The 26,401-nt window shown below is 65.8% G+C and carries 29 protein-coding genes and 1 tRNA gene; 27 read left to right on the forward strand and 3 right to left on the reverse strand.

All coding sequences use genetic code 11. The annotated features are described in order from the left end of the window. The first annotated feature begins 45 nt into the window (after positions 1 to 45). The 13 genes from ATE59_RS13635 (at position 46) to rplA (ending at position 8,859) form a co-directional block, all read left to right on the forward strand. The gene (locus ATE59_RS13635; RefSeq protein ID WP_058812872.1) at positions 46 to 1,230 is read left to right on the forward strand and encodes a GNAT family N-acetyltransferase; all 1,185 of its coding nucleotides are present in this window, start codon (positions 46 to 48) and stop codon (positions 1,228 to 1,230) included. Then, the gene (locus tag ATE59_RS13640) at positions 1,227 to 2,093 is read left to right on the forward strand and encodes a cupin-like domain-containing protein (RefSeq protein WP_058812874.1); all 867 of its coding nucleotides are present in this window, start codon (positions 1,227 to 1,229) and stop codon (positions 2,091 to 2,093) included. Before ATE59_RS13635 ends, ATE59_RS13640 begins: the two co-directional genes overlap by 4 nt. Before the next feature lie 83 nt (positions 2,094 to 2,176). Continuing rightward, positions 2,177 to 2,395 carry a translation initiation factor IF-1 gene (gene infA, locus ATE59_RS13645; RefSeq protein WP_003049127.1) on the forward strand — a complete coding sequence of 73 codons (219 nt, stop codon included), beginning with the start codon at positions 2,177 to 2,179 and terminating at the stop codon, positions 2,393 to 2,395. Continuing rightward, the gene (locus ATE59_RS13650; RefSeq protein ID WP_082657430.1) at positions 2,392 to 2,988 is read left to right on the forward strand and encodes a Maf family protein; all 597 of its coding nucleotides are present in this window, start codon (positions 2,392 to 2,394) and stop codon (positions 2,986 to 2,988) included. Before infA ends, ATE59_RS13650 begins: the two co-directional genes overlap by 4 nt. After that, on the forward strand, positions 2,981 to 3,955 hold the full coding sequence (locus ATE59_RS13655; protein WP_058812876.1) for a hypothetical protein: 975 nt from the start codon (positions 2,981 to 2,983) through the stop codon (positions 3,953 to 3,955). Before ATE59_RS13650 ends, ATE59_RS13655 begins: the two co-directional genes overlap by 8 nt. Next, entirely contained in the window at positions 3,945 to 4,139 is a 195-nt protein-coding gene (locus tag ATE59_RS13660) for a DNA gyrase inhibitor YacG (protein WP_003049134.1), read from the forward strand. Before ATE59_RS13655 ends, ATE59_RS13660 begins: the two co-directional genes overlap by 11 nt. A gap of 97 nt (positions 4,140 to 4,236) precedes the next feature. Beyond that, positions 4,237 to 4,312, forward strand: a tRNA-Phe gene (locus ATE59_RS13665). Positions 4,313 to 4,687: 375 nt separating this feature from the next. Further along, a complete protein-coding gene (gene secE, locus ATE59_RS13675) occupies positions 4,688 to 4,885 on the forward strand; it encodes a preprotein translocase subunit SecE (RefSeq protein WP_058812922.1) in 198 nt (65 codons plus the stop codon). A 40-nt stretch (positions 4,886 to 4,925) separates the two neighbouring features. Further along, the gene (gene nusG / locus ATE59_RS13680; protein WP_003049140.1) at positions 4,926 to 5,462 is read left to right on the forward strand and encodes a transcription termination/antitermination protein NusG; all 537 of its coding nucleotides are present in this window, start codon (positions 4,926 to 4,928) and stop codon (positions 5,460 to 5,462) included. Positions 5,463 to 5,502: 40 nt separating this feature from the next. Continuing rightward, a complete protein-coding gene (locus ATE59_RS13685) occupies positions 5,503 to 6,438 on the forward strand; it encodes an acyl-CoA thioesterase (RefSeq protein WP_058812880.1) in 936 nt (311 codons plus the stop codon). A 36-nt stretch (positions 6,439 to 6,474) separates the two neighbouring features. After that, complete coding sequence (locus ATE59_RS13690) at positions 6,475 to 7,539, forward strand: acyltransferase family protein (protein WP_058812881.1); 1,065 nt, start codon at positions 6,475 to 6,477, stop codon at positions 7,537 to 7,539. Between the two features lie 185 nt (positions 7,540 to 7,724). Further along, entirely contained in the window at positions 7,725 to 8,156 is a 432-nt protein-coding gene (gene rplK, locus ATE59_RS13695) for a 50S ribosomal protein L11 (RefSeq protein ID WP_003049146.1), read from the forward strand. Positions 8,157 to 8,160: 4 nt separating this feature from the next. Continuing rightward, entirely contained in the window at positions 8,161 to 8,859 is a 699-nt protein-coding gene (rplA, locus tag ATE59_RS13700; RefSeq protein ID WP_003049148.1) for a 50S ribosomal protein L1, read from the forward strand. Between the two features lie 335 nt (positions 8,860 to 9,194). On the opposite strand, the gene ATE59_RS13705 is transcribed toward rplA, so the two are convergent. Genes ATE59_RS13705 through ATE59_RS13715 form a run of 3 tightly spaced genes read right to left on the reverse strand, consistent with a single transcriptional unit; the run spans position 9,195 to position 10,848 of the window. Then, on the reverse strand, positions 9,195 to 9,842 hold the full coding sequence (locus ATE59_RS13705) for a heme exporter protein CcmB (protein WP_058812883.1): 648 nt from the start codon (positions 9,840 to 9,842) through the stop codon (positions 9,195 to 9,197). Further along, a complete protein-coding gene (gene ccmA / locus ATE59_RS13710; RefSeq protein WP_058812885.1) occupies positions 9,839 to 10,423 on the reverse strand; it encodes a heme ABC exporter ATP-binding protein CcmA in 585 nt (194 codons plus the stop codon). Before ccmA ends, ATE59_RS13705 begins: the two co-directional genes overlap by 4 nt. Then, positions 10,420 to 10,848, reverse strand: coding sequence for a metallopeptidase family protein (locus ATE59_RS13715; RefSeq protein ID WP_058812887.1), 429 nt, complete (start codon positions 10,846 to 10,848; stop codon positions 10,420 to 10,422). Before ATE59_RS13715 ends, ccmA begins: the two co-directional genes overlap by 4 nt. A gap of 51 nt (positions 10,849 to 10,899) precedes the next feature. Between ATE59_RS13715 and ATE59_RS13720 the strand changes: the two genes are divergently transcribed. The 14 genes from ATE59_RS13720 to ATE59_RS13785 all read left to right on the forward strand — a co-directional run bounded on the left by ATE59_RS13720 (position 10,900) and on the right by ATE59_RS13785 (position 26,378). Further along, positions 10,900 to 11,187: a 4a-hydroxytetrahydrobiopterin dehydratase gene (locus ATE59_RS13720; protein ID WP_003049156.1), complete on the forward strand. Its 288-nt coding sequence runs from the start codon at positions 10,900 to 10,902 to the stop codon at positions 11,185 to 11,187. 7 nt (positions 11,188 to 11,194) lie between these two features. Continuing rightward, on the forward strand, positions 11,195 to 11,836 hold the full coding sequence (locus tag ATE59_RS13725; protein WP_058812889.1) for a YoaK family protein: 642 nt from the start codon (positions 11,195 to 11,197) through the stop codon (positions 11,834 to 11,836). A gap of 351 nt (positions 11,837 to 12,187) precedes the next feature. Further along, complete coding sequence (locus tag ATE59_RS13730) at positions 12,188 to 13,582, forward strand: amino acid permease (RefSeq protein ID WP_058812890.1); 1,395 nt, start codon at positions 12,188 to 12,190, stop codon at positions 13,580 to 13,582. 99 nt (positions 13,583 to 13,681) lie between these two features. Continuing rightward, positions 13,682 to 16,474, forward strand: coding sequence for a DUF3857 domain-containing protein (locus ATE59_RS13735; RefSeq protein ID WP_231737375.1), 2,793 nt, complete (start codon positions 13,682 to 13,684; stop codon positions 16,472 to 16,474). Positions 16,475 to 16,839: 365 nt separating this feature from the next. Beyond that, on the forward strand, positions 16,840 to 17,208 hold the full coding sequence (locus tag ATE59_RS13740) for a BlaI/MecI/CopY family transcriptional regulator (RefSeq protein WP_058812891.1): 369 nt from the start codon (positions 16,840 to 16,842) through the stop codon (positions 17,206 to 17,208). Next, positions 17,205 to 18,935 carry a M56 family metallopeptidase gene (locus ATE59_RS13745; RefSeq protein ID WP_058812892.1) on the forward strand — a complete coding sequence of 577 codons (1,731 nt, stop codon included), beginning with the start codon at positions 17,205 to 17,207 and terminating at the stop codon, positions 18,933 to 18,935. Before ATE59_RS13740 ends, ATE59_RS13745 begins: the two co-directional genes overlap by 4 nt. A 154-nt stretch (positions 18,936 to 19,089) precedes the next feature. Beyond that, positions 19,090 to 20,016 (forward strand): MBL fold metallo-hydrolase, encoded by a 927-nt coding sequence (locus ATE59_RS13750; protein WP_443029281.1) that lies wholly within the window; start codon positions 19,090 to 19,092, stop codon positions 20,014 to 20,016. Further along, complete coding sequence (locus ATE59_RS13755) at positions 20,017 to 20,802, forward strand: hypothetical protein (RefSeq protein ID WP_058812894.1); 786 nt, start codon at positions 20,017 to 20,019, stop codon at positions 20,800 to 20,802. Further along, entirely contained in the window at positions 20,799 to 21,431 is a 633-nt protein-coding gene (locus ATE59_RS13760) for a DUF4230 domain-containing protein (protein ID WP_231737377.1), read from the forward strand. The genes ATE59_RS13755 and ATE59_RS13760 overlap by 4 nt, the downstream gene beginning before the upstream one ends. A gap of 80 nt (positions 21,432 to 21,511) precedes the next feature. Further along, positions 21,512 to 22,225 carry a hypothetical protein gene (locus ATE59_RS13765; RefSeq protein WP_058812895.1) on the forward strand — a complete coding sequence of 238 codons (714 nt, stop codon included), beginning with the start codon at positions 21,512 to 21,514 and terminating at the stop codon, positions 22,223 to 22,225. A 94-nt stretch (positions 22,226 to 22,319) separates the two neighbouring features. Continuing rightward, positions 22,320 to 23,309, forward strand: coding sequence for a quinolinate synthase NadA (gene nadA / locus ATE59_RS13770; RefSeq protein ID WP_058812896.1), 990 nt, complete (start codon positions 22,320 to 22,322; stop codon positions 23,307 to 23,309). A 925-nt stretch (positions 23,310 to 24,234) separates the two neighbouring features. Continuing rightward, positions 24,235 to 24,489: a GlsB/YeaQ/YmgE family stress response membrane protein gene (locus tag ATE59_RS13775; protein WP_058812925.1), complete on the forward strand. Its 255-nt coding sequence runs from the start codon at positions 24,235 to 24,237 to the stop codon at positions 24,487 to 24,489. A gap of 118 nt (positions 24,490 to 24,607) precedes the next feature. Continuing rightward, positions 24,608 to 24,880 (forward strand): GlsB/YeaQ/YmgE family stress response membrane protein, encoded by a 273-nt coding sequence (locus ATE59_RS13780; RefSeq protein WP_058812897.1) that lies wholly within the window; start codon positions 24,608 to 24,610, stop codon positions 24,878 to 24,880. A 313-nt stretch (positions 24,881 to 25,193) separates the two neighbouring features. Beyond that, positions 25,194 to 26,378 (forward strand): efflux RND transporter periplasmic adaptor subunit, encoded by a 1,185-nt coding sequence (locus tag ATE59_RS13785; RefSeq protein WP_058812898.1) that lies wholly within the window; start codon positions 25,194 to 25,196, stop codon positions 26,376 to 26,378. The last annotated feature ends 23 nt before the right edge of the window (positions 26,379 to 26,401 follow it).

A 26,401-nucleotide genomic window follows, 5' to 3' on the forward strand; every position in this document is an offset into this window, starting at 1 on the left:
GAATCGCCACCGCTTCTTAACAACTCGCTGCTAGGCTCGCCGCCGATGACGGTGCATCCCGCCTTTCCGACCCATGCCGCCGAAGCCGCGCCGCTGACCGTTCGTGTTGTCGATCCGCTCGCGCTGTCGGACGATCTTGCCGCGGCTTGGGACCGCCTGGCCGCGGCGGCGAGTGAGCCCAATCCCTTCGTTGAACGCTGGTGCCTGCAATCGGCGCTGCACCTGCTCGATCCTGAGCGGCAGGCGCGGCTGGTGATGGTGATGACGGGCAGCGACGGGCCGCTGATCGGCGTGATGCCGCTGGCGCCCGCCGCACGCTACGGCCCGTTGCCGCTCCGCCATGTTGTCGGCTGGGCGCACCCCAATCATTTTCACGGCGCCCCGCTGGTGCGCGCGGGCTGCGAGACGCTTTTCTGGTCGATCCTGCTTGGCTGGTGCGATGCTGCGCCGTGGGCGCAAACGCTGGTTCAGGTGCCGCGATTGACCGAAGACGGCCCGCTGCATCGCGCGCTGGCCGAAGTCGTGCGCGGTCGCGGCGACGAGGCCGAAGCCGTCCACCGCGAGGAGCGCGCGCTGCTCGAAAGCGACCTTTCGCCGGGCGCCTATTGGGAAGCCGCCATGCGCGGCAAGAAGCGCAAGGAATTGCGGCGCCAGGCCAACCGCCTTGCCGAACTGGGGCCGCTGACATTTCGCCAGTGGCGCAGCGGCGACGCGATCGAGGGCTGGATCGATGCCTTCCTCGACCTCGAAGCGCGCGGCTGGAAGGGGCGCGCCGGATCGGCGCTTGCGAGCCAGAGCGAAACCGAGGCCTGGTTCCGCGCGATCCTTGCCGCAGCGGCCGAGGCGGGCCGGCTCGACATGCGCGCGCTCGATCTTGGCGAGCGGCCGATCGCGCTGCTGATCAACTTCGTGGCGCCGCCCGGCGCCTTTTCCTTCAAGACCGCCTTCGACGAGGAATATGCCCGCTTCTCGCCCGGGGTGCTGCTTCAGCAGGCGAATCTCGATATCCTCGCCGACGCGCGCGTCGCATGGGTCGACAGCTGCGCGGCGCCCGATCATCCGATGATCGACAGCGTCTGGCGCGAACGGCGCCGGCTGGTGTGGATCAACGCGCCCCTATCGGGCGCCTCGGACCGCTGGCGCTTTCGCGCGCTGGCGCGTGCCGAGAAAATCTGGCGCCGCCTGAAGCGCGCCGCCCCCAAACCGCCGATCGAACAGGATCCGTCATGACCGCGCAATCCGCCGAACAAGTTCGTGTCTTTCCGCCCGAAACGCTGGAGCGCATGGCCGCGCTCTATCCGGCGCAGGCGGGGCTGCTGCACCACCACCTGCCCGACCATCCCTTGCTCTCGCTCGAAGCGCTCGCCGCGCTTGCCGACACGTTGCCCGCGTCGCAGGTCGAATATAATCCGGGCGATCTGTCCGTCGGCATCCGGCCCGAGGATGTGCCATCGAACGGGCTGTCGATTGCCGAAACGATCCGCACCATCGACAGCAACCGCAGTTGGGCGGTGCTCAAGAATATCGAAACGGTCGATGCCTATCGGGCGCTGTTGATGGACCTGCTCGGCGAGCTGGAACCCATTGTTTCGCCGCGCACCGGCGCGATGCTGACGCCGCAGGGGTTCGTCTTCGTCTCGTCGCCGGGATCGATCACGCCTTATCATTTCGATCCCGAGCACAATATCCTGCTCCAGCTTCGCGGCAGCAAGGTGATGCACGTCTGGCCTGCGGGCGACGAACGCTTTGCCCACCGGATCGAGCACGAACGCTACCACACCGGCGGTCACCGCAACCTGCCGTGGGAAGATGGCTTTGAAGGCGCTGAACAGGCGGTCCCGCTCGCGCCGGGCGATGCGGTGCTGATGCCCGTGATGGCGCCGCACTATGTCCGCAACGGCGATGCGCCCTCGATCTCGCTCTCGATCACCTGGCGCAGCGAATGGAGCTACCGCGAATCCGAAGCGCATGCCGCCAATGCCGCGCTGCGCCGGATGGGGCTGAACCCCGCAATGCCGCCACGCTGGCCGAACTATGCCTGGGCAAAGACCGTCGGCTGGCGCGTCGCGCGCAAACTGAAACTCGTGTCCTGACGCCACCGCGACAGATGGCTTTCAATTGCGCGCATTTGGAGCTATGGGCGCGCATCCTTAAATTTCGAGCCCATAGAGGATAGATGGCGAAAGAAGAACTTCTCGAAATGCGCGGCCAGGTGGTCGAACTTCTGCCCAATGCGATGTTCCGCGTCCGGCTGGAAAACGACCATGAAATTCTGGGCCATACGGCCGGCAAGATGCGCAAGAACCGCATTCGCGTTCTGGTGGGCGACGAAGTGCTCGTCGAACTCACCCCCTATGACCTGACCAAGGGTCGGATCACCTATCGCTTCAAGTGAGCGGGGCGGCGATCTTGCCCGCACCGTCGCTCGTGCTCGCATCGACGTCGCCGCGTCGGCGCGAACTGCTGGCGCGCATCGGTCTCGAGCCGGCGCGCATTGCGGCTCCCGACATCGATGAAACCCCGCTGAAGGGCGAACTGCCGCGCGCCTATGTCGCGCGCCTCGCCGAGAGCAAGGCCTGCGCCGTCGACCGCTCGGCGGACGAGGTGGTGCTGGCGGGCGACACGACCGTCGCGGTCGGGCGCCGCATTCTCGAAAAGCCAGCCGACGAGGCCGATCTGCGCCGGATGCTCGGTCTGTTGTCGGGGCGGCGCCATCATGTCTATTCGGGGGTTTGCGTTGTCGGAGCGGATGGCCGCCCGCGCGTTCGCGTCGCCGATACCGTCGTCGCCTTCAAACGGCTGACGCCCGCCGAGATCGACTGGTATGTCGCGAGCGGCGAGGGGATGGGCAAGGCCGGCGGCTACGCCATCCAGGGCAAGGCCGAGATGTTCGTGCGCTTCCTTTCGGGCAGCCATTCCAACGTCGTCGGCCTGCCGATCTTCGAGACGCGCGCGCTGCTGACGAGTGCCGGAGTGCCACTTGGCTGAGTGGCTATACGAAGCCGGCATCGGCGAGGCGCGGGCCGCGCTGATCGAAGACGGTCATATTATCGAGGCGCGGATCGAACGCGAGGGCGAGCGGCCGCGTGTCGGTGCTATTGTCGCCGGGCGGTTGATCGAACCGGGGGTGGTGCGTCTCGACCTGCCGGGCGATCCCGTCGCAACCGTGGCGGCGAAGGGCGTTCCGCTCGGCACGCGGCTGGCGGTCGAGATCACGCGCATGGCGCTGCGCGAGCGCGGTCGCGACAAGCCCGCGCGCGGCCGGCTTAGCGACGCCGCGCCGGATGACGGACCCGACCTGCGCGCGCGCATCGCCGCGAGCGGCCTGCCGGTGACCGACCTGGCCCCGACCGGTCCCGACCGGCTGCCCGACCGGCTGGAGGAAGCGGGCTGGTCCGATCTGATCGATCATGTCCGCACCGGCCATTGGCCTTTCGCCGGCGGCGCGCTGTGGGTCGATGCCACGCCCGCGATGCTGCTCATCGACATCGACGGCGATGGCGATCCGCTGGCGCTGGCACAAGCCGGCGCCGCCGCTGCGGCGCATGTGGTGCGCTGCTGCGACATCGGCGGCTCGATCGGCATCGATTTTCCCTCGCTGCCGGGCCGGGCCGAGCGACAGGCGGTCGATGGCTGGGTCGATGCGCATTTCCCGCAGCCGTTCGAGCGCACCGCGACCAACGGGTTCGGCTTTCTGCAGATCATCCGGCGCCGCGAGCGCCCGTCGCTGATCGAACAGGTCCGCTTCGACCCCGTGGCGACCGACGCCGCGCTGCTGTTGCGCCAGGCCGAGCGCGCGGTTGGTGCCGGACCGCTGCAACTCACGGCGCGACCGGCCGTTGCCCAATGGATCGGCGCGCACCCGCACTGGATCTCGATGCTCGAACGGCGCGCCGGGCGCGCGGTCGCGATCGCCGCCGATGCGCAAGTGAAAGGAACGGGCCATGCCCAGTAATGCCGCCGCCCGATCGCGCCGCTGCCCCTTGTGCGGCAAGCCGCGCGACGAGACCTACAAGCCCTTTTGCAGCCGCGGTTGCCGCGACCGCGACCTCAATCGCTGGTTCGACGAAGGCTATCGCGTACCGGTCGATCAGGCGCCCGACGGGGGCCTCGACGGCGACCGTTTCGAGGATGAATGACAGGACAAAATTTGCGCAACAAAGGCTCTGGACAGGATCGAAACCCCTGCCTATAGCCGCCGCTCCCGAACAGGCCGCACGGCCTTGTGGAGCCCGTGCCCGGGTAGCTCAGTTGGTAGAGCATGCGACTGAAAATCGCAGTGTCGGTGGTTCGATCCCGCCCCCGGGCACCACGGTCCCTTGGCGACCGTTCCGGAACATCTTGAAACCGGGATAATATTCCTGCGATGGCTCGCGTGGCTCGTCGGCGCGGCCTGGCGCGCCATGCCGCTCGGTTCCGATCCGAAAATTCCCGGCCAGCTTTCTGTGGGCGCATGCTTGGCGCGATATCCCGGGCCGGGGCGGGGTGCCATGCGGCAATCGCTTGCCAAGGCTCTGGCGCGCGGCTAAAGGCCGCCCATTCGGACAGATGCGCCGTTTTCCTTCCGCCTTTCGCCGACATGCTCGGGGAGGGTGGGCGGACTATTGCCTGAAGCCGTGCTTGACGCGGCGGGGGCGGCAACCCATCTGGCCGTGAACTGAGACGCATGAAGGACGGGACGATCGATATGGCGAGGCCCAAAATTGGCGAATTCGTCAACCAGGTAAAGGCGGAAGCCGGCAAGATCGTGTGGCCGACGGGCCGCGAGACGGTGCAGACGACGATCATGGTTCTGATCATGACGATCCTGCTGTCGCTGTTCTTCTTCGGCGTCGACACGGTATTCAAGCTGATCGTCGGCTGGCTGACGTCGCTCGCGGGCTGATCCGCGCTTCACACCCAATTTCAGGACAGGACACGCACAGATGGCGCGCTGGTACATCATTCACGCCTATTCGGGTTTCGAGAACAAGGTTCGCGATTCGGTCGTCACCGAAGCCGAGCGTCTGGGACTCAGCGATTTCGTCGAGGCGGTCGAAGTGCCCGTCGAAACGGTGACCGAGGTCAAGCGCGGCAAGAAGGTTCAGTCCGAACGCAAATTCTTCCCCGGCTATGTGCTCGCCAAGCTGACGATGACCGACGATGTGTATCACCTCGTCAAGAATACACCGAAGGTTACGGGCTTCCTGGGGTCGTCGGGCAAGCCCCAGCCGATCAGCGAAGCCGAAGCCGCGCGTATCCTGAACAGCAAGGAAGAAGCCGCCGCGCGCCCGAAGACCGAGATTCGCGTAGATTACGAAATCGGCGATCAGGTCAAGGTGCTCGAAGGCCCGTTCGCGAGCTTCAACGGCGTGGTCGAAGAACTCGATTTCGACAAGGCGCGCGTCAAGGTCAGCGTATCGATCTTCGGCCGTGCGACGCCGGTCGAGCTCGATTTCGAGCAGGTCGAACGGATGAAGTGATGGCCGTGGGCCGTCGCTTTTCGCAGCACTGGATAATCGCATGAGTCTGAGTCAGGACGAGATTCAGGCCCGTGTTGCGCGCGCACGCGAAATCAACGCGGGTGTTTCGGCCGAGAAGGTCGTCGCGGCGGTCGCGCGGCTGTTCGATCTCGACCCCGTGCCCGGCGTCGAGGATGAATTTACCTATCCCGCCCTAGCGACCACCGCGCGCGACCGGATCTTCGGCGGGCAGGTCATCGCGCAGGCGATGTTCGCGGCTTCGCGCACGGTCGAGACCGGAAAGCAGGTGCATTCGCTCCACGCCTATTTCCTGCGCGGCGGCGACGAAACCAAGCCGCTGCATTTCCGCATCCACCGCGATTTCGACGGGCGCAGCTTTTCGAACCGTCGTGTCGTCGTGCGCCAGGACGGCAAGGTGATCTTCAACCTGACCGCATCGTTCCAGATTCCGGCGAAAGGGCTGTCGCATCAGGTGCCGATGCCCGACCTGCTGCCGCCCGAGCAGTGCTGGGACTTCACCGATTTCATCGCTGCCGATCCCAATATTTCGGACCGCCATCTTGCCCATATGGCGCGGCGGCGGCCGTTTGAGGTGCGCAGCTATCGCCCGCCGGCGTCGGCCAAGGCGACGCAGCATTACCAGTGGTTCCGCGTCGCCGCGCCGATCGGCGACGATCCGCTGCTCCATCGCGGTTTCCTCGCTTTCGCATCCGACATGGGGCTTTTGTCGTCGGCGATGCTGCCGCACGGCGTCAACTTCTGGACGCTTGGCATGGTGTCGACCAGCCTCGATCATGCGATGTGGTTCCACGACGATATTCGCGTCGACGACTGGTTCGTGTTCGTGATGGACAGCCCGTGGACCGGCGGCGATCGCGGGCTGTGCCGCGGGTCGATCTATCGCCAGGACGGCACGTTGATCGCAACCGTGGTGCAGGAAGGCCTGGTGCGCTATCGACCGGATGCCGTGCGATAGCGATTGCGCGCGCCGCAGAAGGGGGCTGCTTTTCGAATGGGAACGGACGGCACGGCCATCGGGCGACTGAAGCAGCTTGACGGGGTGCGTGGGCTTGCCGCCTGCGCCGTCGCCTTCGGATATCATTCCAAGATATTGTTCGAACGCGCTGTTTTCGAAGACGGCTGGGGCGGTCCGGTAGCAGCGTGGCTGCGTGACAATGGCTGGACTGCAGTCGACCTGTTCTTCCTGCTATCGGGTTTCGTGTTCGCGCATGTGTATCGTTTCGGCGAATCGCTGCAGTCGACGCGCGCTCTTGCCGATTTCACCGTGGCACGCATCGCGCGCCTATACCCGCTTCACCTGTTCATGCTCGTCTGCTGCGCTGCAACCTTCTGGTGGATGCCGTATAACAACGTCGGTACCTTCATTGCGCATCTGTTCATGCTGCAGGTGTTTACGGAGCCGGTCGCGCGCACCTTCGATGGTCCATCCTGGTCGATCTCGGTCGAGGTTTTTTGCTATATTCTTTTCGCGGCGGCGGCTTTCGCGGGGCGACGGGCGGTTCTTACGGTCGCCTGCACCGCGATTCTGACGAGCGGTATAGTGCTTCTTTTCGACGGGCACGCGGGCCAGCCACTTACCTCCGCCAACAGCATCGCGCGTGGCGGCTTCGGCTTTTTCATCGGTGTGCTCCTGTGGCGCTACCGCGACCGTTTTGCGCGCGTTCCGGCGCTGGTGCTCGTGGCGATCGCCGTGGCGGGACTCCTGATCCCGACCGGGACAGCCAATCCGGTGCTGCCGCTCACCGCGCTGACCTGGCCGGCGGCGTTAATCCTGGCGCTGCGGACGCGCTTCATGGGAACAGCGCCGCTCGTGTGGCTCGGCGATCGCAGCTATTCAATCTATCTCGTCAATATTCCCGTCGCGGACGTGCTGTTGCGCGTCGCTGGCAAGTTCCGTGATTGGGACTACGGCCTGTTTTCGGCGCATATCCTCTTCGTCGCGATCGTCATGCTGCTGTCCGAATTCACCTATCGCTACATCGAACGTCCTGGCCAGCGGATGATCCGCGATCGCTGGAAGATCCGGCGCGGCCGGCAGGCGGCGGCCGCCGCCTGATCGCGCCGCGCGGCGCGTCTTTCCTTGCATTTCGGGCGAAAGCCCGCTAACGGCCGCGCTTCGCGATCGCCCTCCTTTGGAAAGGCGGCGTGATTCCGCGCGGGAGGAGGGCTGATAACCCTCTGCTTGACCGCTTATTTTGAGCCCCGGACCCGTCCGGGGCGACAGAAAGAAAGGAGGCCATCATGGCCAAGAAGATCAGCGGCTATATCAAGCTGCAGGTGCCCGCCGGCACTGCCAATCCCTCGCCGCCTCTCGGGCCGGCGCTGGGTCAGCGCGGCGTCAACATCATGGAATTCTGCAAGGCGTTCAACGCCGCGACCGACGGCATGGACAAGGGCACGCCGACCCCGACCATCATCACCGTCTTTGCGGACAAGAGCTTCTCGTTCGTCACCAAGACGCCCCCGGCAACCTACCTCATCAAGAAGGCCGCGAACCTGAAGTCGGGTTCGAAGGAGCCCGGCAAGATCAGCGGTGGCAAGATCGCGCGCTCGAAGCTCGCCGAAATCGCCGAGATCAAGATGAAGGATCTGAACGCCAACGACATCGAACAGGCGACCAAGATCATCGAAGGCAGCGCCCGCTCGATGGGCCTCGAAGTGACGGAGGGCTGAACCGATGGCAAAGCTGACCAAGAAGCAGAAGGCCCTCGAGGGCAAGGTCGACGCGACGAAGCTGCACAGCATCGAAGACGCGCTGAAGACCGTCCGTGAACTCGCTTCGGCGAAGTTCGACGAAACGCTCGAAATCGCGATGAACCTGGGCGTCGATCCGCGTCACGCCGACCAGATGGTCCGCGGCGTGGTCACGCTGCCCGCCGGTACCGGCAAGGACGTCAAGGTCGCGGTTTTCGCGCGCGGCGACAATGCCGAAAAGGCGCTCGCCGCCGGTGCCGACAAGGTCGGTGCCGAAGACCTGATGGAAGACATGCTCGCGGGTAACCTCGACTATGGCCGCGTCATCGCGACGCCGGACATGATGGGCATCGTCGGCCGCCTCGGCAAGACGCTGGGTCCGAAGGGCCTGATGCCGAACCCGAAGCTGGGCACCGTCACCCCGAACGTCGCCGAAGCCGTCAAGGCAGCCAAGGGCGGCCAGATCGAATTCCGCGTCGAAAAGGCCGGGATCATCCACGCCGGCCTCGGCAAGCTGTCGTTCGGCGAGGAAAAGCTCCGCCAGAATTTCGACGCGTTCGTCGACGCGATCGTCAAGGCCAAGCCGGCCGGTGCGAAGGGCAAATATGTCCGCAAGATCGCGCTGTCGTCGTCGATGGGCCCGGGCGTCAAGATCGACACCGCGGACGTCGCCGGCGCCTGATTTTCAGGCAAAGCAATTCAAGGAAAGGGCTGGGGGAAACTCCGGCCCTTTTCTTATGGGCTGAAGGGATGGATTGGGATGGGAAGCGGGCGTTGCCGCTAACCGCATGGTGTTCCCCGGCGAAAGCCGGGGCCCAGGGCTTTACAGTATCAACATCAGCGTTCGACACTCTGGACCCCGGCCTTCGCCGGGGAACACAATGACGACGTGGAGCTCTATTCGTTCGTCATCCCGGGCTTGATCCGGGATCCATTATTCCGACGCTGCGTGAATGGATCCCGGATCAAGTCCGGGATGACGATGAGGATCAGATGCCCCTTTCCGCTCGAAACCCGCTATTCCCGCAAGCCTCGCAATGCCGCCCCCGCCGCGAAGGGGCCTGTCACCGTCAGCAGCAGGCTGGCAGCGGCGAGCAGTTTCACTGCACCGCGGCCCGATGGATCGAGCATTCCGGCGCCGAAGATCAGTAATGGCACCGCGAGCGGCAGGACGAGCAGACCGCCGATCGCATTGCCGCCCTTGAGGTTCGCCGTGAGCGCGGCGCTGAGCACCGCGAGCGAGGCGAGGGCCGGGATGGCGATGGCGAGGCCGAGGGCAATCGTCGCGACGCGTGCCGCATCCTGTGCAAGCAGCGCCGCGGCTGGCAGCAGTGCAATCAGCAACGGCAATCCGAAGCCGATCGCATGGGCGGCGATCTTGACCGCCGCGACGACCTCGTCGGCGATGCCGCGCACCGCAAGCTGATCGAGCACGCCCGCATCCTTGTCGGGGCGGATCAGCCGGTCGATCGGCAGCAGCGCCGCGAGCAGCGCCGCGACCCACAGCATGCCGCCCCCCGTGCGCGCGAGCAGTGGCGCGTCAGGCCCCACCGCGAAGGGAAAGGCGGTCGCGACCAGGAGGAAAAAGACGACGGGCAGCCACAGCGCGCCGCTGCCCCAGGCGCGGCGCAGGTCGCGCCAGAAAAGCGTGAGCAGGGCGGTCATGCGCGCGCGCCCATGTCCAGCTCGGCAAGATCCGGGATGTCGAGCGCGAAGTGCGAGGCGAGCAATACCGCGCCGCCGTTCGCGCGGTGCGCCGCGATCGCTGCGACGAGCCGCGTCCGGGTGGCGTCGTCCATGCCATTGGCGGGTTCGTCGAGCATCCAGATCGGCGCCGCGCTGCCGATGACGCGTGCCATCGCGGCGCGTTTGCGCTGGCCGGTCGACAGCATAGCAACCGGTACTTCGGCAAGAGCGCCGAGCGCCATGGCCTCCATCGCGCGCTGCGTCATCGGGCCGTCGATGCCGTCGATGCGCGCCCAGACGTCGAGCGCCCGGCGCAGCGGCAGTTCGGCATCGAGCGCCGCGGCTTCGTCGATCAGCGCGCAGCGTTCGTGCCGCGTCACCGTGCCCGCGGCGGCGCGGAGCAGGCCCGCGGCAACGCGGATCAGGCTCGATTTGCCGGCACCGTTGGGACCACGCAGCCACAGCGCCTCGCCGCGCGCAAGCGCCAGCGACAGGCCTTCGAACAGCAGCCGGTTGCCACGGATGCAGGCAATGCGGTCTAGCTGGAGCAACAGCGTCACGCCATGTCTTCCAGCGCGTGCATATCGTCGTCCGAAAAGCCGAAATGATGTCCGATTTCGTGGATCAGGACGTGGCGCACCAGCCAGTCGAGCCGTTCGCCGCCTTCGATCCATTCGACCAGAATCGGGATGCGATAGAGCGTCACCCGGTCGGGCATGCCGCCGCTCATGTCGATGCTGCGTTCGGTCAGCGGCCGGCCTTCGTAGAGGCCGGTCAGATCATAGGGATGCTCGATACCGAGCGAAGCGAGCGTTTCGTCGTCGGCAAATTCCTCGATCGCGACGACCACGCCGCGGATGTGCGGCTTGAAAATATCGGGCAGCGCGGCCAGCGCCGCATCGGCCATTGCGTGAAAGGCATCGGCATCGGGGGCGCCGCCGGTCCAGCCGTCGGGCAATCGGGAAAGGGCGGCCTTGTCGCTCATCGCGCCCTTCCTTATGGCGGGGACACGGTCTTTACCAGCGGGAGAAAGCGGATGGTCCAGAAACTCGACGATGCGGCGCGTGCGGCGCTGCTCGCGCGCTTTCCCGAATGGACGCACGAGCCGCAGCGCGACGCGATCACGCGCCGGTTCCGGTTCGACGATTTCGCGCAGGCCTTCGGCTTCATGGCGAGCGTCGCGATCATCGCCGAAAAGATGGATCACCATCCCGAATGGTCGAACGTCTATAATCGCGTCGATATCCTGCTGACCACGCACGACGCCGACGGACTGTCCGATCGCGACGCGCGCTTGGCGGAAGCGATCGAAGCCTTGCTCTGATCCGCCGATGATCCGCTTCGATCAGGCTTATCGCACGCTCGCTGTCGGGATCGCTGTTTTGGCGGGCTTCGTCGATGCGATCGGCTTCGTCGAATCGGCGGGCTTTTTCGTGTCGTTCATGACGGGCAATTCGACCCGCCTCGCGGTCGGGGTGGCGGAGGGCCATCGCGCCGCCCTGCTTGCGGGCAGCATCATTGCGATTTTCGTCACCGGCGTCGTCGCCGGATCGTTGATCGGCGCGCGCGCAGGGCGGCGGCGCACGCCGGCGGTGCTGATGTGCGTGACGCTGCTGCTGGTCGTCGCGGCGCTGCTGCGCGTGGCCGATGCCGGCTGGGTCGCCATTCTCGGCCTCGCTTTTGCGATGGGCGTCGTCAATGCGGCGATCGAGGGCAGCGACGGCACTGTGGTCGGCGTCACCTATATGACGGGCACGCTCGTCCAGATGGGGCAGAAGATCGCCAACGCGCTTCGTGGCGAGGGCGACCGGCGGTGGCGTCATCATCTGGGGCTATGGGCGGGGCTGGCGGGCGGTGCCGTCCTGGGTGCGCGCACCGTTCTGTGGTCGGCACCGCTGGCTTACGTGCTCGCGATCGCGCTTGCCGCGGGGCTGGGGGCGCGCGCGATGTGGATGGCGCGCCAGACGCCCTAGGGTCAGGACCCATTAATTCCACGATCGAGGCGTCGAAATGGCGAAGATATCGGGTCTGCGCGGGTGCAGCGGGTAGCATCGCTACCCGCAAGGCCGCGCGGGCCTGAGATCGAAGCCATTTCGGCGTCCCTGCGGGATTTGACCGATTTTGCCCATGGCGTCGTCGAAAAGTCTCGAAATATCGACATATTCCTTCGCCTTTTCTCCTCGCCCTGAGCAAAATCGCTTCAAACCTCGATCGCGGAATCAATGGGTCCTGCCCCTAAGGCGGCGCTTGCCTTCCCCGGCCGACCGTTCCAAAAGTCGGCAATAAAGTAACACACCAAATCGTGAGACAGGGGAGTGTGCCGCATGTCCGACAGCCTATTTCGCCGCAAGGCGATCGTTCCCGACGCGCATGAGCACAAGCTCGCGCGCACGCTCGGATGGCCGCATCTCGTCGCGCTCGGCGTCGGCGCGATCGTCGGCACAGGTATCTTGACGCTGATCGGCGTCGGCGCCGACAAGGCGGGCCCCGCGGTCATCCTTTCGTTCGTCATTGCCGGACTGATCTGCGCCTGCGCCGCGCTCGCCTATGCCGAAATGGCGACGATGATCCCCGCGTCGGGCAGCGCCTACACCTACAGCTATGTGGTGATCGGCGAACTGATCGCGTGGATCGTCGGGTGGAGCCTGATCCTCGAATATTCGCTGGTCGTCAGTGCGGTCGCGGTCGGCTGGTCGGGCTATGCCGCGCCGCTGCTCCACGAATGGGCGCGGGTGCCGCAGGAATTGATGCAGGGCCCCGAACTCGGCGGGATCGTCAACCTGCCGGCGATCGCGATCATCGCGGTGGTCGCGGGCATGCTGCTCTATGGCACGCGCGAGAGTGCGACCGTCAACGCTATCCTCGTGCTCGTGAAGATCGTCGCCCTTGCGGTGTTCGTGGCGGTTGCGCTACCTGCCTTCGACGCCGCCAATCTCGAACCGTTCAGCCCGTTCGGCTTTGCCAAGCATATGGGTCCCGATGGCGTCGAGCGTGGCGTAATGGCGGCGGCGGCGATCATCTTCTTTGCCTTTTATGGATTCGACGCAATCGCGACGGCCGCCGAGGAGGCGAAGAATCCCGACCGCGACCTCAAGATCGGGATCGTCGGGTCGATGATCGCCTGCGTCCTGATCTACATTGCCGTCGCGGTCGCGGCGGTCGGGGCCATTTCCTACAGCCGCTTTGCGAACAGCCCTGAACCGCTGGCGCTGATCCTGCGTGAACTCGGCCAGCCGCTCGCCGCCCATTATCTGGCGATTTCTGCGGTCATTGCGTTGCCGACGGTGATCCTGGCGTTCTTCTACGGTCAAAGCCGCATCTTCTTCACCATGGCGCGCGACGGCCTGTTGCCCGCCAGCCTGGCGAAGCTGTCGGTGCGGGGGACGCCGGTGCGGATCACGATCTTCACGGCCGCAGTCGTCGCGGTGCTGGCGGGCTTCATCCCGCTCGGCGAGCTGGCGGCGCTGGCCAATGCGGGAACGCTGGCGGCCTTTACAGCGGTGTCGGTGTGCATGCTCATCATGCGCCGCCGCGCGCCCGACGCACCGCGGACGTTCCGTGCGCCAATGCCGTGGGTGGTCGGCGGCATCGCGGTGCTGGGGTGCATCTATCTTTTCTTCAGCCTGCCGGCAAAGACGCAGCTGTGGTTCCTCGCCTGGAACATCGGCGGTCTGGGCGTCTATTTTCTTTACGCGCGGAGCCGCGCCGTCGCGGGCTGAACAATAGATCCATGCTGGCATGGAATGGCGGTTGCATCGCGCCCTCAGCCCATGCAGGCTGGAATTTGTTTTGGGGCATTTGATTGGGGGAAAAGGCCGATGGCCGGATGGGGACGTGTTGCCGGTGTGGTATTGCTGATTGGCCCGGCCGGGTCGGCGTTGGCGGGTGAGCAACCGCTCTATCAGCCCGCGCCCGACTGGGCACAGGTCGCCACCCTGCCCGACGCTGCACCGGGCGGCGGGTTGCAGGTGCTCGATATCGAACAGCGTGTCGATGGCGCGACGGTCTGGAATTACACCGACACCGTCATCAAACTCAACACACCCGAAGAACTGGCGCAGAACAGCAATGTGACGGTCGGCTGGGCGCCGGACAAGGGCGATCTGATCGTCCACGAACTGTCGATCATCCGCGACGGGCAGGTGATCGACGCACTGGCGGGCGGCCAGAAGTTTACCGTATTGCGCCGCGAAGAAGCGCTCGAACAGCGCGAACTGACCGGCATCCTGTCGGCCAATCTGCCCGTCGAGGGACTGCGCGTGGGCGACATGTTGCGGCTGCGCATGTCGATCACCAACAAGGATGACGCGCTGGGCGGCCGCGCACAGCTGGCTGTGCCGCTGATCGCCGAACCCGCGCGCATCGGATCGGGCAGCTACCGTCTGTCCTGGCGCGCCGACGACAAGCTGCAATGGAAATCCTTCGCCAATGGCGTCACGCTGAAGCCGGTGCGCAAGGGCGCCTATTACGAGCTGCCGGTCACCCTGCCGATCGCGAAACAGGCCGAAATGCCGTCGGACGCGCCGATGCGCTTTCGCAGCCCGCCGCTGATCGAGGCATCGACCTTTTCGGGCTGGTCCGACGTGTCGAAGGTGATGGCGCCGCTGTACGCGACCGCCGGCACCATCGCGGACGATAGCCCGCTCGCCGCCGAAGTGGCGGCGATCAAGGCGGCGACGATCGACCCGCTCGAACGCGCCGCCAAAGCCTTGCAACTCGTGCAGGACAAGGTTCGCTATCTGGCGGTCGGCATGGACGGCGGTAATTATGTGCCGCAGGCGCCCGCGAAGACCTGGGACGTCCGCTATGGCGACTGCAAGGCGAAAACGCTGCTGCTGCTCGCGATGCTGCACGCGATGGATATCGACGCCGAACCGGTGCTTGCGCATGCGCAGCTCGGCGATGCGGTGGCGAGCCGCCTGCCCACCGCGCTGGCTTTCAATCATGTCATCGTCAAGGCGACGATCGGCGGCGAGCCGCTGTGGCTCGACGGAACGGGGCTCGGCACGCGGCTCGCCGATATTCGCGATACGCCGGCCTTTGGCTATGTCCTGCCGGTGCGCGCCGAAGGGGCGGAGCTGGAGAAGATCGCGCTGCGCCGTCCGGCGCGTCCGACGATCGACCTGGCGCTCGATGCCGACGAAAGCACCAGCATCGACCTTCCGTCGGTCATCAAGGTCGACATGGTCGTGCGCGGCCAGCTCGCGAGCCTGCTTACCCTGTCGACCGCGCAGCTCGGTCCCAAGGAGCAGGAGGACATGCTGAACGGCCTGCTCCAGAATTTCGTCGGGCAGGCGCAGTTCGACAAGCTGGAAGCCAAACCCGACGCCTCGGACGGCAGCGTGACGATCACCGCGCGCGGCGTGTTCGGATCGGGGTGGGAGCGCGAGGATAATCACAGCGAGCGCTGGCTGTCGCGTGTCGGCAATCTGATCGAATTTTCGCCCGACCGCGCGCGCGCTTCCTGGGCGAATATTCCCGTTGCGACGGGCGCGCCCGACTATGCGCATTATCGTTTGCGCGTCCGGTTGCCCGACGGCGGCCGTGACTACAAGATCGAGGGCGAAGGCGCGCTCGACGCGCGGCTCGCCGGCGTCGATGTCAAACGCAGCGTGACGATGGCCGACGGCTATGTCGTCGTCGACGAGGTGCTGGCGAGCAGCGGCGTCGAAATCGCGCCGACGGATGTCGCGGCCGAGCGCGACCGCGTTGCCACCGTCATCAGCCAGACCCCGCGGCTGGTCGCGCCCGAGGATGCGCGGCGGCGCTGGAACCTGAAAGGCGCACCATCGACGTCGCAGCTCGACGCAGTGCGGTCGATTTATGCGGTCAACGCCGCCAAGGCCGATGAGGAAAATGTGTCGGCGCTGATCAGCGAAGCGTCGTTCCAGCGCGGCATCGGCGATTACAAGGCAGCCGAGCAGACGTTGACCCGCCAGATCGCATTGCAGCCGTCGGAGGACGCCTATCTGTCCCGGTCGGGGGTGCGCAAGGAATTGGGGAATATTGCGGGCGCGCTCGCCGATGCCGAAGAGGCGCGCAAGCTCGACCCCTCGTCGCTCGGCGCGATCGGGGCTGTCGCAATGCTGACCGCCGAAAAGGGCGATGTCGCCGCGGCGACGCGGATGTTCGATGATCGCATCGCGCTTGGCGGCAAATCGAAAAGCGACCTCCGGCTCGCCAAGGCGGCGATGGTGGGCGAATTCGGCGATCCCAAGGCCGCGATCGACGAACTCGATGCGCTCGTTGCGACAAAGCCCGGGTCGCCCGACCTGCTCAACGCGCGCTGCTGGGTGAAGGCATCGCGCGAAGTCGCGGTCGACAGCGCGCTCAAGGACTGCACCTCGGCGATGGAACTGGCGGACAGCACGGCGCATATTCTGGACAGCCGCGCGCTGGTGTGGCTGCGCCTCGGCCGCAACGACGATGCGCTGCGCGATCTCGACGCGGCGCTACTGCAGGTGCCGTCGCTCGCATCGAGCCGCTTCCTGCGTGCGATCGTCTACCAGCGGCTGGGCCGCGCCACCGATGCCGCGGCCGATCTCGCGATCGCGCGCCAGCTGTCGCCGTCGACCGAACGCGATTATGCCCGCTTCGGGCTGAAGCCGTAACAACAGCGAAATCGATGCGGGAAATGCATCCGGGGGGCGGGGCCTGAAGGCCGCTCCGCCCCCCGTCTGCGTCGGGGGCAAGTGGGGATGTCCCGGTGGGGGCAGGGGGCATCAGGGACCAGACCGATGCCCCCCACCGCTCCATTGAGCGGAACACTCGGGAACATATCTTACTATACAAGTGCCGTGCCATTTTCGGGCCGTCGCGCAAATCAGCGGGTTACGCTGGTTAGCGATTTCTTACCGCGCGGCAGACTTGTCAAAAATCCCGACACCGGCCGGAAAAATCCCGTTCATCGACCGTTCAGTCAATTGACTACATTTGTAGTCGCATAGATTGTCGCAGCCGAAGGGAGGGGTTCACCATGGCGGAACGACCAAGCGAATCCGAAATGCAGGTGCTGGCCGCACTGTGGGATGACGCCCCGCAGACCGCGGCCGATCTGACCGCGCGCGTCGGCCGGGCGAACGGCTGGACGCAAGCGACGGTCAAGACGCTGCTCGCGCGGCTCGTGCAGAAGGGCGCCGTTGCGGCGGAGGCCGACGGTCGGCGTTATCTCTATCGCCCGGCGGTCGATCGCGACGCGGCGGTGGGCGAGGAATCGCAGCGTTTCGTCGATCGCCTCTTCGGCGGCCGCGTCAGCCCGCTGATCGCGCATCTCGCCGACCGCGAAGCCTTGACCGACGCCGATATCGCCGAGATCGAGGCGCTGCTCCGGAAGCTCAAGTCATGAGCGGCGCGACCATCATGCAGATTTGGGGCGACACGCTCGTCACCACCGCTCTGCTCGTCCTCGCGGTGCTGCTGGTGCGCAAGCCCTTTGCGCGCCAGTTCGGTCCGCGCCTGACCTATGCGCTCTGGCTCGTGCCGGCGCTGCGGCTGGTGCTGCCGCCCTTGCCCTTTGCCGATCCCGTGGCGACCCCGGCCGCGGTGACCGTCCCGGCCGATGTCGTACTGATCGAGGCGGCCGACGCGGCGCGTACGATCGGGACGCCGGCGGCGATGCCGCAGCCGAGCTGGGGGCTGGCCGACGCGCTGCCGCTGCTGTTCACCCTGTGGATGGCGGGCGCGCTGTTGCTGATCGCGACGGCGATCGTGCGGCATATGCGCTTCCGGCGGCTGGTGCTGGATGCGGCGGTCGCGCTCGAACCGATCGGGTCGATCCGTCTCGTCATGAGCGGCGCCGTCGATGGTCCCGTCGCCTTTGGCCTTTTCAGCCGATATGTGGCGGTACCCCCCGACTTTTTCGCCCGCTACGCCGCCGAAGAGCGCGCGCTGGCGATCGATCATGAACTTGCGCACCATCGCCACGGCGATCTGTGGGCAAACAGCGCCGCGCTGCTGCTGCTCGCCTCGCAATGGTTCAACCCGCTCGCGTGGCGCGCGATCCGGGCGTTTCGTTTCGACCAGGAGGCGGCGTGCGACGCGCGCGTGCTGACGATAGCCGATACCGCCGAACGCCGCGTGCGCACCGCCCATTATGCCGCCGCGATCGCCAAGGCGGCGGTCGGTGCGCGCCTGTCACTTGCCGCCCCGATGGCGGTTCACGATAATCTGCAGGAGAGGCTGACCATGTTGACGCAGCAGGATATTTCGAAAAAGCGACGCCTTGCCGGAAAGCTTCTCGTAGGCAGCGCGACGCTGGCCGTGCTCGGCGCGACCGCGACGCTCGTTCCAGCTGGGACCGCCACCGCGCATGTTCAGGACGCCGGTTTGATCGCGCCGCCGGCTCCGCCGGCTCCGCCCGCCGCGCCCGAAGCGCCCCCGGCCCCTCCCGCACCTCTTGAGCCGGTTGCGGACGGTCCGCACCATATCATGATCGTCACCACCAAGGGCGATGGCGAGAGCGAAACCGTGACGACCTCGGCCGACGGCACGCGGCGCGAAGTGAACCGCGTGGTCGTGCGCCAGATCGCGGATGGCGACGGCAAGGCGGCGCGTGTCACGCTGGCGCCCGGTACCGGAGAGGGACGACGGTTCGAGCTTCACTTGCCGGGGAATCTGTCGCGCGAGGACATTCTGGCGACGCTGACGGAACAGGGCATCAGCGGCGCGCGCGCCGAGGCCATAGCGGACAAGCTGGAAGCCAAGCGCACCGAGCGCTTCCGCACCGCGCTGGCACCGATGCCGCCAATGCCGCCACTCCCGCCGATGCCTCCGATGGGCGAAGGCGCCTGGCGTTCGAAGGATGGCAAGGCGATGGCGACGGCCACCTGCAAGGACGGGCCGAAATCGGTTCGGCTGTTTTCCAGCGACGAACAGGAACAGGGCGGCCGCAACCGCATGGTGATGATGGTGTGCGGCGATGCCGGGGCGAGCAAGGCCGATCGGGTCGCGGCGCTCAAAAAGGCGCGCGACCGGTTGGCCGCCGACAGCCGCAGCGCGATGTCCGGCGAAATGCGCGCCAAGGTGATCGCCGACATGGATCGCGCCATCGCAGAAGCCGAAAAGGGCCAGTAACCGGATCAGCTTTGACGCCGGTCTTTGCTCCCCGGTTGGGATCGGCGGCAGGGGCGGGGAAAGGGAGCGCGGTTGTCCCCGCTTCCTTTCTCCGTCCCCCTTTTGCCCTTCTTTCGGCGGGCGCGGGCTTTTCCTTTCGCCCGCGCGATGCCACATGGGAGGGGTGAGCGAAGAAAAACCCTGGCCCGACACGATCCGCGCCGGCGACTGCGAACAGCATGAGCCGCTGGTGCGCCGCGTGCTCGCGCCCAATCCGTCCCCCTATACCTTCACCGGAACCCAGACATGGATCGTCGGCGCCGGCCGCGATGTCGCGATCATCGACCCCGGCCCGACCGGATCGGGGATGAGCATCGGCGATCCACCCGACGCGAATGGCGCAGGGCATGTCGATGCAATTTTGCGCGCCGTCGAAGGGCAGAGCGTGGCGGCGATCCTCTGCACGCATACGCACCGCGACCATAGCCCCGCCGCGATGCCGCTGAAACAGGCGACGGGCGCGCCGATTATCGGCTGCGCACCGCTCGCGCTTTCGGACGATGGCCCGCGCGCCGATTCGGCCTTCGACCCCGATTATGCGCCCGACCGCGTGCTGACGGACGGTGAGCAGATCGCGGGCGACGGCTGGACGATCGAGGCGGTGGCAACACCGGGCCACACGTCGAACCATTTATGCTACGCGCTTATGGAAAGCGGTGCGCTGTTCACCGGCGACCATGTCATGGCCTGGTCGACGAGCGTCGTCAGCCCGCCCGACGGCGACATGGCCGCCTATATGGCGAGCCTTGCCAAGCTCTATGACCGCGACGACCGCGTCTATTATCCGGCGCATGGTCCCGCGGTCGCAAAGCCCAAACAACTCGTTCGCGGCATGCTCGGCCATCGCAGGCAGCGCGAGCGCCAGATATTGCGGGAACTGGAAAAGGGGCCGCGCGTCGTCCCCGATATGGTGAAGCATATGTACAAGGGGCTCGACCCCCGCCTGACCGGCGCTGCGGGCCGATCGGTGCTCGCCCATCTTCTCGATCTGCAGGCGCGGGGCCGGGTGCGCGTCGAGGATCAGACCTGGGAGCTTTGCTGAATGATCGCGATCATCCTGCTGGCTCTCGCCGCGCAAGCCGCGCCCGATGCGCCATCGGACGACCGCATCGTGATGCTGTCACCCGGAGGCGACGGGGCGCTGTGCGTTGCCGATAGGGGCCTATGCCTCGCGCTTACGGGAGATGGCGATGCGCGCGCGCTTCACGTCGCCGCTCCGATATCGGGCGATGCTGCGGGAACGGACCTGCCGTTACCCGCTCCCCTTGCCGCCGCGCCGGACATTGCGCTCTGGCCCCATCTCATTGCTGTTCCCCGCGACGACGTGGCCGGACAGGCGGCGGGATCGGAGTATCTTGCCGGATTCGTAACGACCGAGAGGACGGGCTATTCGGGCGGCGGCGGGACTGGTGGACGCCTGCATCTTTTCCGTTTGACCACGCCGCCCGACGCGATCGGCTTCGGCAGCGAAGTGCTCGACGTCGTTTGGGACAGTTCGCTCATCATCCGTGCCTGCTTTTCGGAGCGCGATGCAAAGGACAGGCTCGGTGCCTGCCATGACGAGTATCGCTTCATTGCCACGCTCAACCCGGCGCCGGGCGATGGAGCCGAACTCCCGGCATTGCTTTATCGCAGCGTAGCGACGGCCTATCCGCAAACGGCGCGGCGCGGCGAAGACAATAGCGGACAAAAGCTGACCAAGGCCGATCTTTCGGACTGGCGCGACTTCGACTGCAGCTACGAACGTGTTCTGCACTATAATCCCGCAACCGCGCGATATGAAATGGATCGCCCGGCGCCCGATTGCTCGGCCTACACGACGCCATGACCGAAGCGAAAATTTCGTCCGGGCGCATGATTGCCCGCCTTCTTCTCCTCGCGACCGCAATGCTGTTCGTGCTCGGCACATGGTGGACGGTTTCGGCGTGGCGCGATTGGCGCGAGGGTACGGCGCCGCAAACCGTGGTTGCGGCGAGCCTCCAGGGGCTTCAGGAGCAGAATGTCCTCGTGCCCTTCACCGCGCGCTATGTCGCGGTCGTGACCTCGACTCAGAACCGGCTGGGGCTGGAGGCCAAGAAGACGCTGATCATGCCGGGGACGGTGCGGTACGAGGTCGATCTTGCCAAGCTGAAGCCCGCCGATCTCGACTGGGATGCGGCGAACAACGCGCTGACGGTCACCTTGCCGCCGCTGCGCCTCGCGGGGCCGGAAATCGACATCGATGCGATCAGCGAATATCGCGACGGGCTGATCCTTCTGACGCTGACCGATGCCGAACAGGCGCTCGATGCCGCTAATCGCAAGGCGGGGCAGGCCGAATTGATCAAGCAGGCGCGGGGCGACACGCCGATGCGGCTCGCCGAAAATGCCGCCCGGACGGCGATCGAACAAAGCTTTGCGATGCCCCTCAAAGCCGCGGGGATCGACGCCAAGGTCACGGCGCGCTTCGGGCGCTGAGCCCCTCCGAAATTTCGGCTTTCGTCCGCGCGGGCTTCACGCTAGCTTCCGCCGCCTGTCCGGCCTGAGGGGGGTATGGCATGGCAACGACCGCAAATCGCGCGCTCGCCGGCGAGCGTTTCTGGCAGCGTATGGCAATCGGCCTCGCGCTTTTCATCTTCGTCGCATTCGCCCAGTTCGCATTTCGCGGGCTGGCCGATCCGGTAGCCGCACCGATTTGGGTGCATCTGCACGCGCTGGCGATGTTCGGCTGGCTCGGGCTTCTCGTCGTCCAGCCTCGCCTGGCGGCGGCGGGCAACCGGACGCTGCACCGCCAGCTTGGCTGGACCGGCGCCGCGCTGGCGACGATCATCGTCGGGCTTGGCATCTTCACCGGCTTTGCCGCGGTGATCCTGCACCGCCAGCCGCCCTTTTTCACCGCACCCTATTTTCTCGCGCTGACCGCAATCGAAGCGATCGCGTTCGGGTTGCTTGTCTATGCTGCGATCCGCCGCCGCCGTGCCACCGACTGGCACCGGCGCCTGATGCTGGGGGCGACGATCATCGTCCTCGAACCGGCGCTTGGGCGCGTCTTGCCGCTACCGCTGATGATCGGCTGGTCCGACATTCCGATCGGTCTCGTCGAACTCGCGGTCGTCGGCCTGATCGCGTTCCATGACCGCCGCACGATCGGGCGCGTGCACCCGGCGACGATCCGGGTCGCGCTCGCGGTGGTGCTAACCCGCATTGCGGTCTACTCGCTCGCATTGGCACCGCCGGTCGAGGAGCTTGCGCGGCGCCTTGGCGGCGGCTGACCAGCCGCGGCCGGCATAAGCCGCGGCGGGCGCGTTTGCCCTCGCGCTGACGGCGGTGTAGGGAGCGCCCGACAAGCACCGACAAGGAACCGCCATGACTGCTCCCGTCCGCGAAAATCTCTCCGGCCTCGACCTGCGCGCCGAGATCGATCGTCTGCGCAAGGAGCGCAATGCGGTGATTCTGGCGCATTATTACCAGAAGCCCGAAATTCAGGATCTTGCCGATTTCGTCGGCGATTCGCTCGAGCTTTCGCGCAAGGCGGCCGAGACCGATGCCGATGTCATCGCCTTTTGCGGGGTCAAGTTCATGGCCGAGACGGCGAAGATTCTCAGCCCCGAAAAGATCGTGATCCTGCCCGATCTCGACGCCGGGTGCAGCCTGGAGGACAGCTGCCCGCCCGAACAATTCGCGCGGTTCCGCGCCGCCCATCCCGACCATATCGCGCTGACCTACATCAACTGCTCGGCGGCGGTGAAGGCGCTCAGCGACGTAATCGTGACCTCGTCGAGCGCCGAGACGATCATCAGCCAGATCCCGCCCGAACAGAAGATCATCTTCGGTCCCGACCGCCACCTCGGCGGCTATCTGAACCGCAAGTTCGGGCGCGACATGCTGCTGTGGCCCGGTGTTTGCATCGTCCACGAAGCCTTCAGCGAAACCGAGCTGCTGAAGCTGAAGGCGCAGCATCCGGACGCGCCGGTCGCGGCGCACCCCGAATGTCCGCCCTATATCGTCGATCATGCCGATTATGTCGGATCGACCAGCGGCATCCTGCAATTCGCCAAGACCTTCGATGGCGATACGCTGATCGTCGCGACCGAACCGCATATCATTCACCAGATGCAGCTCGCGCTGCCCGGGAAGAATTTCATCGGTGCGCCGGGTGCGGACGGCAACTGCAACTGCAACATCTGCCCCTATATGGCGCTCAACACGATGGAAAAGCTCTACATCGCGCTGCGCGACCTGAAGCCGCAGATCGAACTCGACGAGGACCTGCGCCTTGCCGCGCGCAAGAGCCTCGACCGGATGCTCGAAATGGCGTCGGGAACCGTCGGCAAGGGCGATCTGGGCGCTCGCTGAGTCGCGAGTCGTCGTCGCGCGGGGCGAGTCGGATCGGCGAGTCGTCGCTCAAACCGCCTCTGGGCGAATCCGAAAATGCTGCAGCGCTGTTACAAAAATGCTGCACCGAATCCGCTTGTTGCTAATGCCGGACTTATCCACAGAAGGCGGCGTGTGCTGCGCGCGAAAGCGCGTTTTTTATTTGGCGCTCCGCGGCCTTCATGTCAGCTTCAAATCATCGGACGACAGAGACGTCGGACCGCCGGGACACGAAGGGTGGTTGCAAGACTAGCCAGAAGAGAACGGACCGGTTGACGAGGAAATTGACCGATAGCTCGATCACGGAACGCCGCGATTCCCACGAGTTGAGGCGAACCCGATCGGGTGCGGGAAAGCAGACCGTCGCTTGGACGGCGACCGCTTCGGCGGACGCGCAGACCGGATGACGAAGGGCTTTCCGGGTGAGGCCGGCCCCCGAAAGGGGGCCGACCGAACCATCGCCGGATCGAGCCGGCGCGCGCCGCGACGCATCGTTTGGCGGGCTGCTGGTCGCCAGGCCAGCGGTTCGGGATGAAGCGGAACGGACGCGCGACGATCGAAACCGGATAGTGGGGGTTGGCAGCGATGTCGGCCCCCATTTCGTTTGAGCGCCGCCTGTTTGGGTGCCGCTATCGGCCTTCGGCACTTTTTTTCGCGCCTGTGATGTCTGTCACAACCGCGGCGCACCAATCCCCCTAAATCCCGTCCTGCGACCCGGAGCAGTTCCCCGACCGGAACTGATCCCACTGTCCCGGCCGTGACCTTTCGGGGAAGCGGCCGGGAACTTTTCGCCCTCCATCGACATTATGATCGCATCGTTGAAGCGATGTCGCACCGCGACCGGCCGAGCGTCGGAACGGGTGCCGCATCGATGTTCGACTGTGTCCAAGGAGGAGATTGCAACATGATCGGCATTATCATCTGGCTCGTTGTCGGCGGTGTGGTCGGCTGGCTGGCAAGCATCGTCATGCGCACCGACGCGCAGCAGGGCATCCTGCTCAATATCGTTGTCGGCATCATCGGCGCCTTCATCGGCGGCTTGCTGATCGGCGGCGGTTCGATCAACAACGCGATTACGCTGTACAGCTTCCTCGTGTCGCTGCTGGGTGCGATCATCCTGCTGGCGATCGTGAATCTGGTGCGCCGCGGCAGCGTCCGCTGACGTCCGATGGCGGCGTCCTTCGGGTCGCCGCCAATTCGTTAGGCAATCGGGGCTGTTCGCGTTATCAAGCACATACCCGCAGACAGGCGGGCAACAATGATCGTAGGGGGTCAATGTCATGATCGATTTCATCATCGCTATCGTCGTGGGCGGCATCATCGGCTGGCTTGCCAGCATCGTAATGCGTACCGACGCACAACAAGGCATTTTCCTGAATATCATCGTCGGCTGCATCGGCTCTATTCTGGGTCGGTTTCTGCTCGGCGGTCTGATCGGCGGCGGCCATTTGCGTGGTGACGCGTTCGATCCGAAGACGTTGCTGACGGCCTTTCTTGGCGCCGTGATCCTGCTTGCCATCGTCAATCTGGTCCGGCGGGGCAGGGTGCGCTGAAGCGCTGAAACCGACATAGCTCCAAAGCGGAGCGAAGGCTCGAAAAAGGGTGGTCTGCGACAGCAGGCCGCCCTTTTTCATGGGCATAAACGCTGGAAAAGACGGATGATTTCGCCTAGTCGCGCGCAGCTGTGTGCGGGGTGTGCACGGGCTCAATCGCCTCTTGTATGTGGTGATGTAATAGGGTAATACACCTTCGACATATTTGTCCTGCCGTTCGGAAGAGAGGGGCGGCCGTCACGGACGGCTGCGGCACATGCCGGCGCGGAGGGATGGGGAGTTCGATGTGAACTACGAGCGGAAAGTGGATTCGATGGATAGCCTGGCGGGTTCGACCCAAAGCTTTTACGAAGAGGCGGACAATCGCCGCAAGCGCACGATCCTGATCGTCGCTCTGGTGTTGACCGCGATCGTGCTTGCCGTCGCCTGGTTTGCGTTCGGTTCGGGCAAGGCCGGCGACGGCGCGGCCTCGGGCGGCGCCGCGGGCGCCGCTGCGGGCGCCAGCACGCCGACCGTGACGGTGATGATCCCGGGCCGACAGTCGGTCGAAGCGGTCATCGCCGCCAATGGCACCATCGCCGCACGGCGCGAGATGCCGGTCGGTGTCGCGGGCGAGGGCGGCCAGGTCGTCAGGGTTCTGGTCGAACCCGGTCAGTGGGTCGGCGCGGGCCAGACGCTCGCGGTGATCGACCGCTCGGTGCAGGCGCAGCAGGCCGCGAGCCTTTCCGCATCGATCCGCGTCGCCAGGGCGGACGCCGATCTGGCGCAATCCGAGCTCGATCGCGCCGAAGCGCTGATCAGCCGAGGCTTCATCTCCAAGGCGGATCTCGACCGCAAGCGCGCGACGCGCGACTCCGCGAACGCGCGGGTTCGCGTTGCGGAGGCACAGTATAAGGAAGCCGTTGCGCGCAACGGCCGTCTGAACATCGTCGCGCCTGCGGCGGGTCTGGTGCTTACGCGCCAGGTCGAACCGGGTCAGGTCGTCGGCGCCGGCAGCGGCGTGCTGTTCCGCATGGCCAAGGGCGGCGAGATGGAAATGCTCGCGCAGCTTGCCGAGGGCGATCTCCAGCGTGTCCGCTCCGGAACGCGCGCGACCGTGACCCCGGTCGGCACCAATCTGCAGATTGCCGGACAGGTGTGGCAGGTGTCGCCGGTCGTCAATCCCGACACGCGGCAGGGCACCGTGCGCATTGCCGTCCCCTACAGCGATGCTCTGCGTCCCGGCGGCTTCGCCGACGCCCGCCTGGTCTCGGGTTCGGCCGAGGCGCCTCTGCTTCCCGAAAGCGCGGTGCAGAGCGGTCCCGAGGGCAATTATGTCCTGATCGTCGGCAAGGACGACAAGATCGAACGGCGCCCGGTCAAGGTCGGCACCGTCACCGATGGCGGCGTGTCGATCGCGTCGGGTCTGACCGGCAACGAAAAGGTCGTCGTGCTGGCGGGCGCCTTCCTCAACGTCGGCGACAAGGTGAAGCCGACGATCCAGAAATCGTCGCAATAAGCCTCTCCCCGGACCGACTGCGC

The organism is Sphingopyxis sp. A083 (assembly GCF_001468495.1).
In the GTDB taxonomy this organism is placed as follows: domain Bacteria; phylum Pseudomonadota; class Alphaproteobacteria; order Sphingomonadales; family Sphingomonadaceae; genus Sphingopyxis; species Sphingopyxis terrae.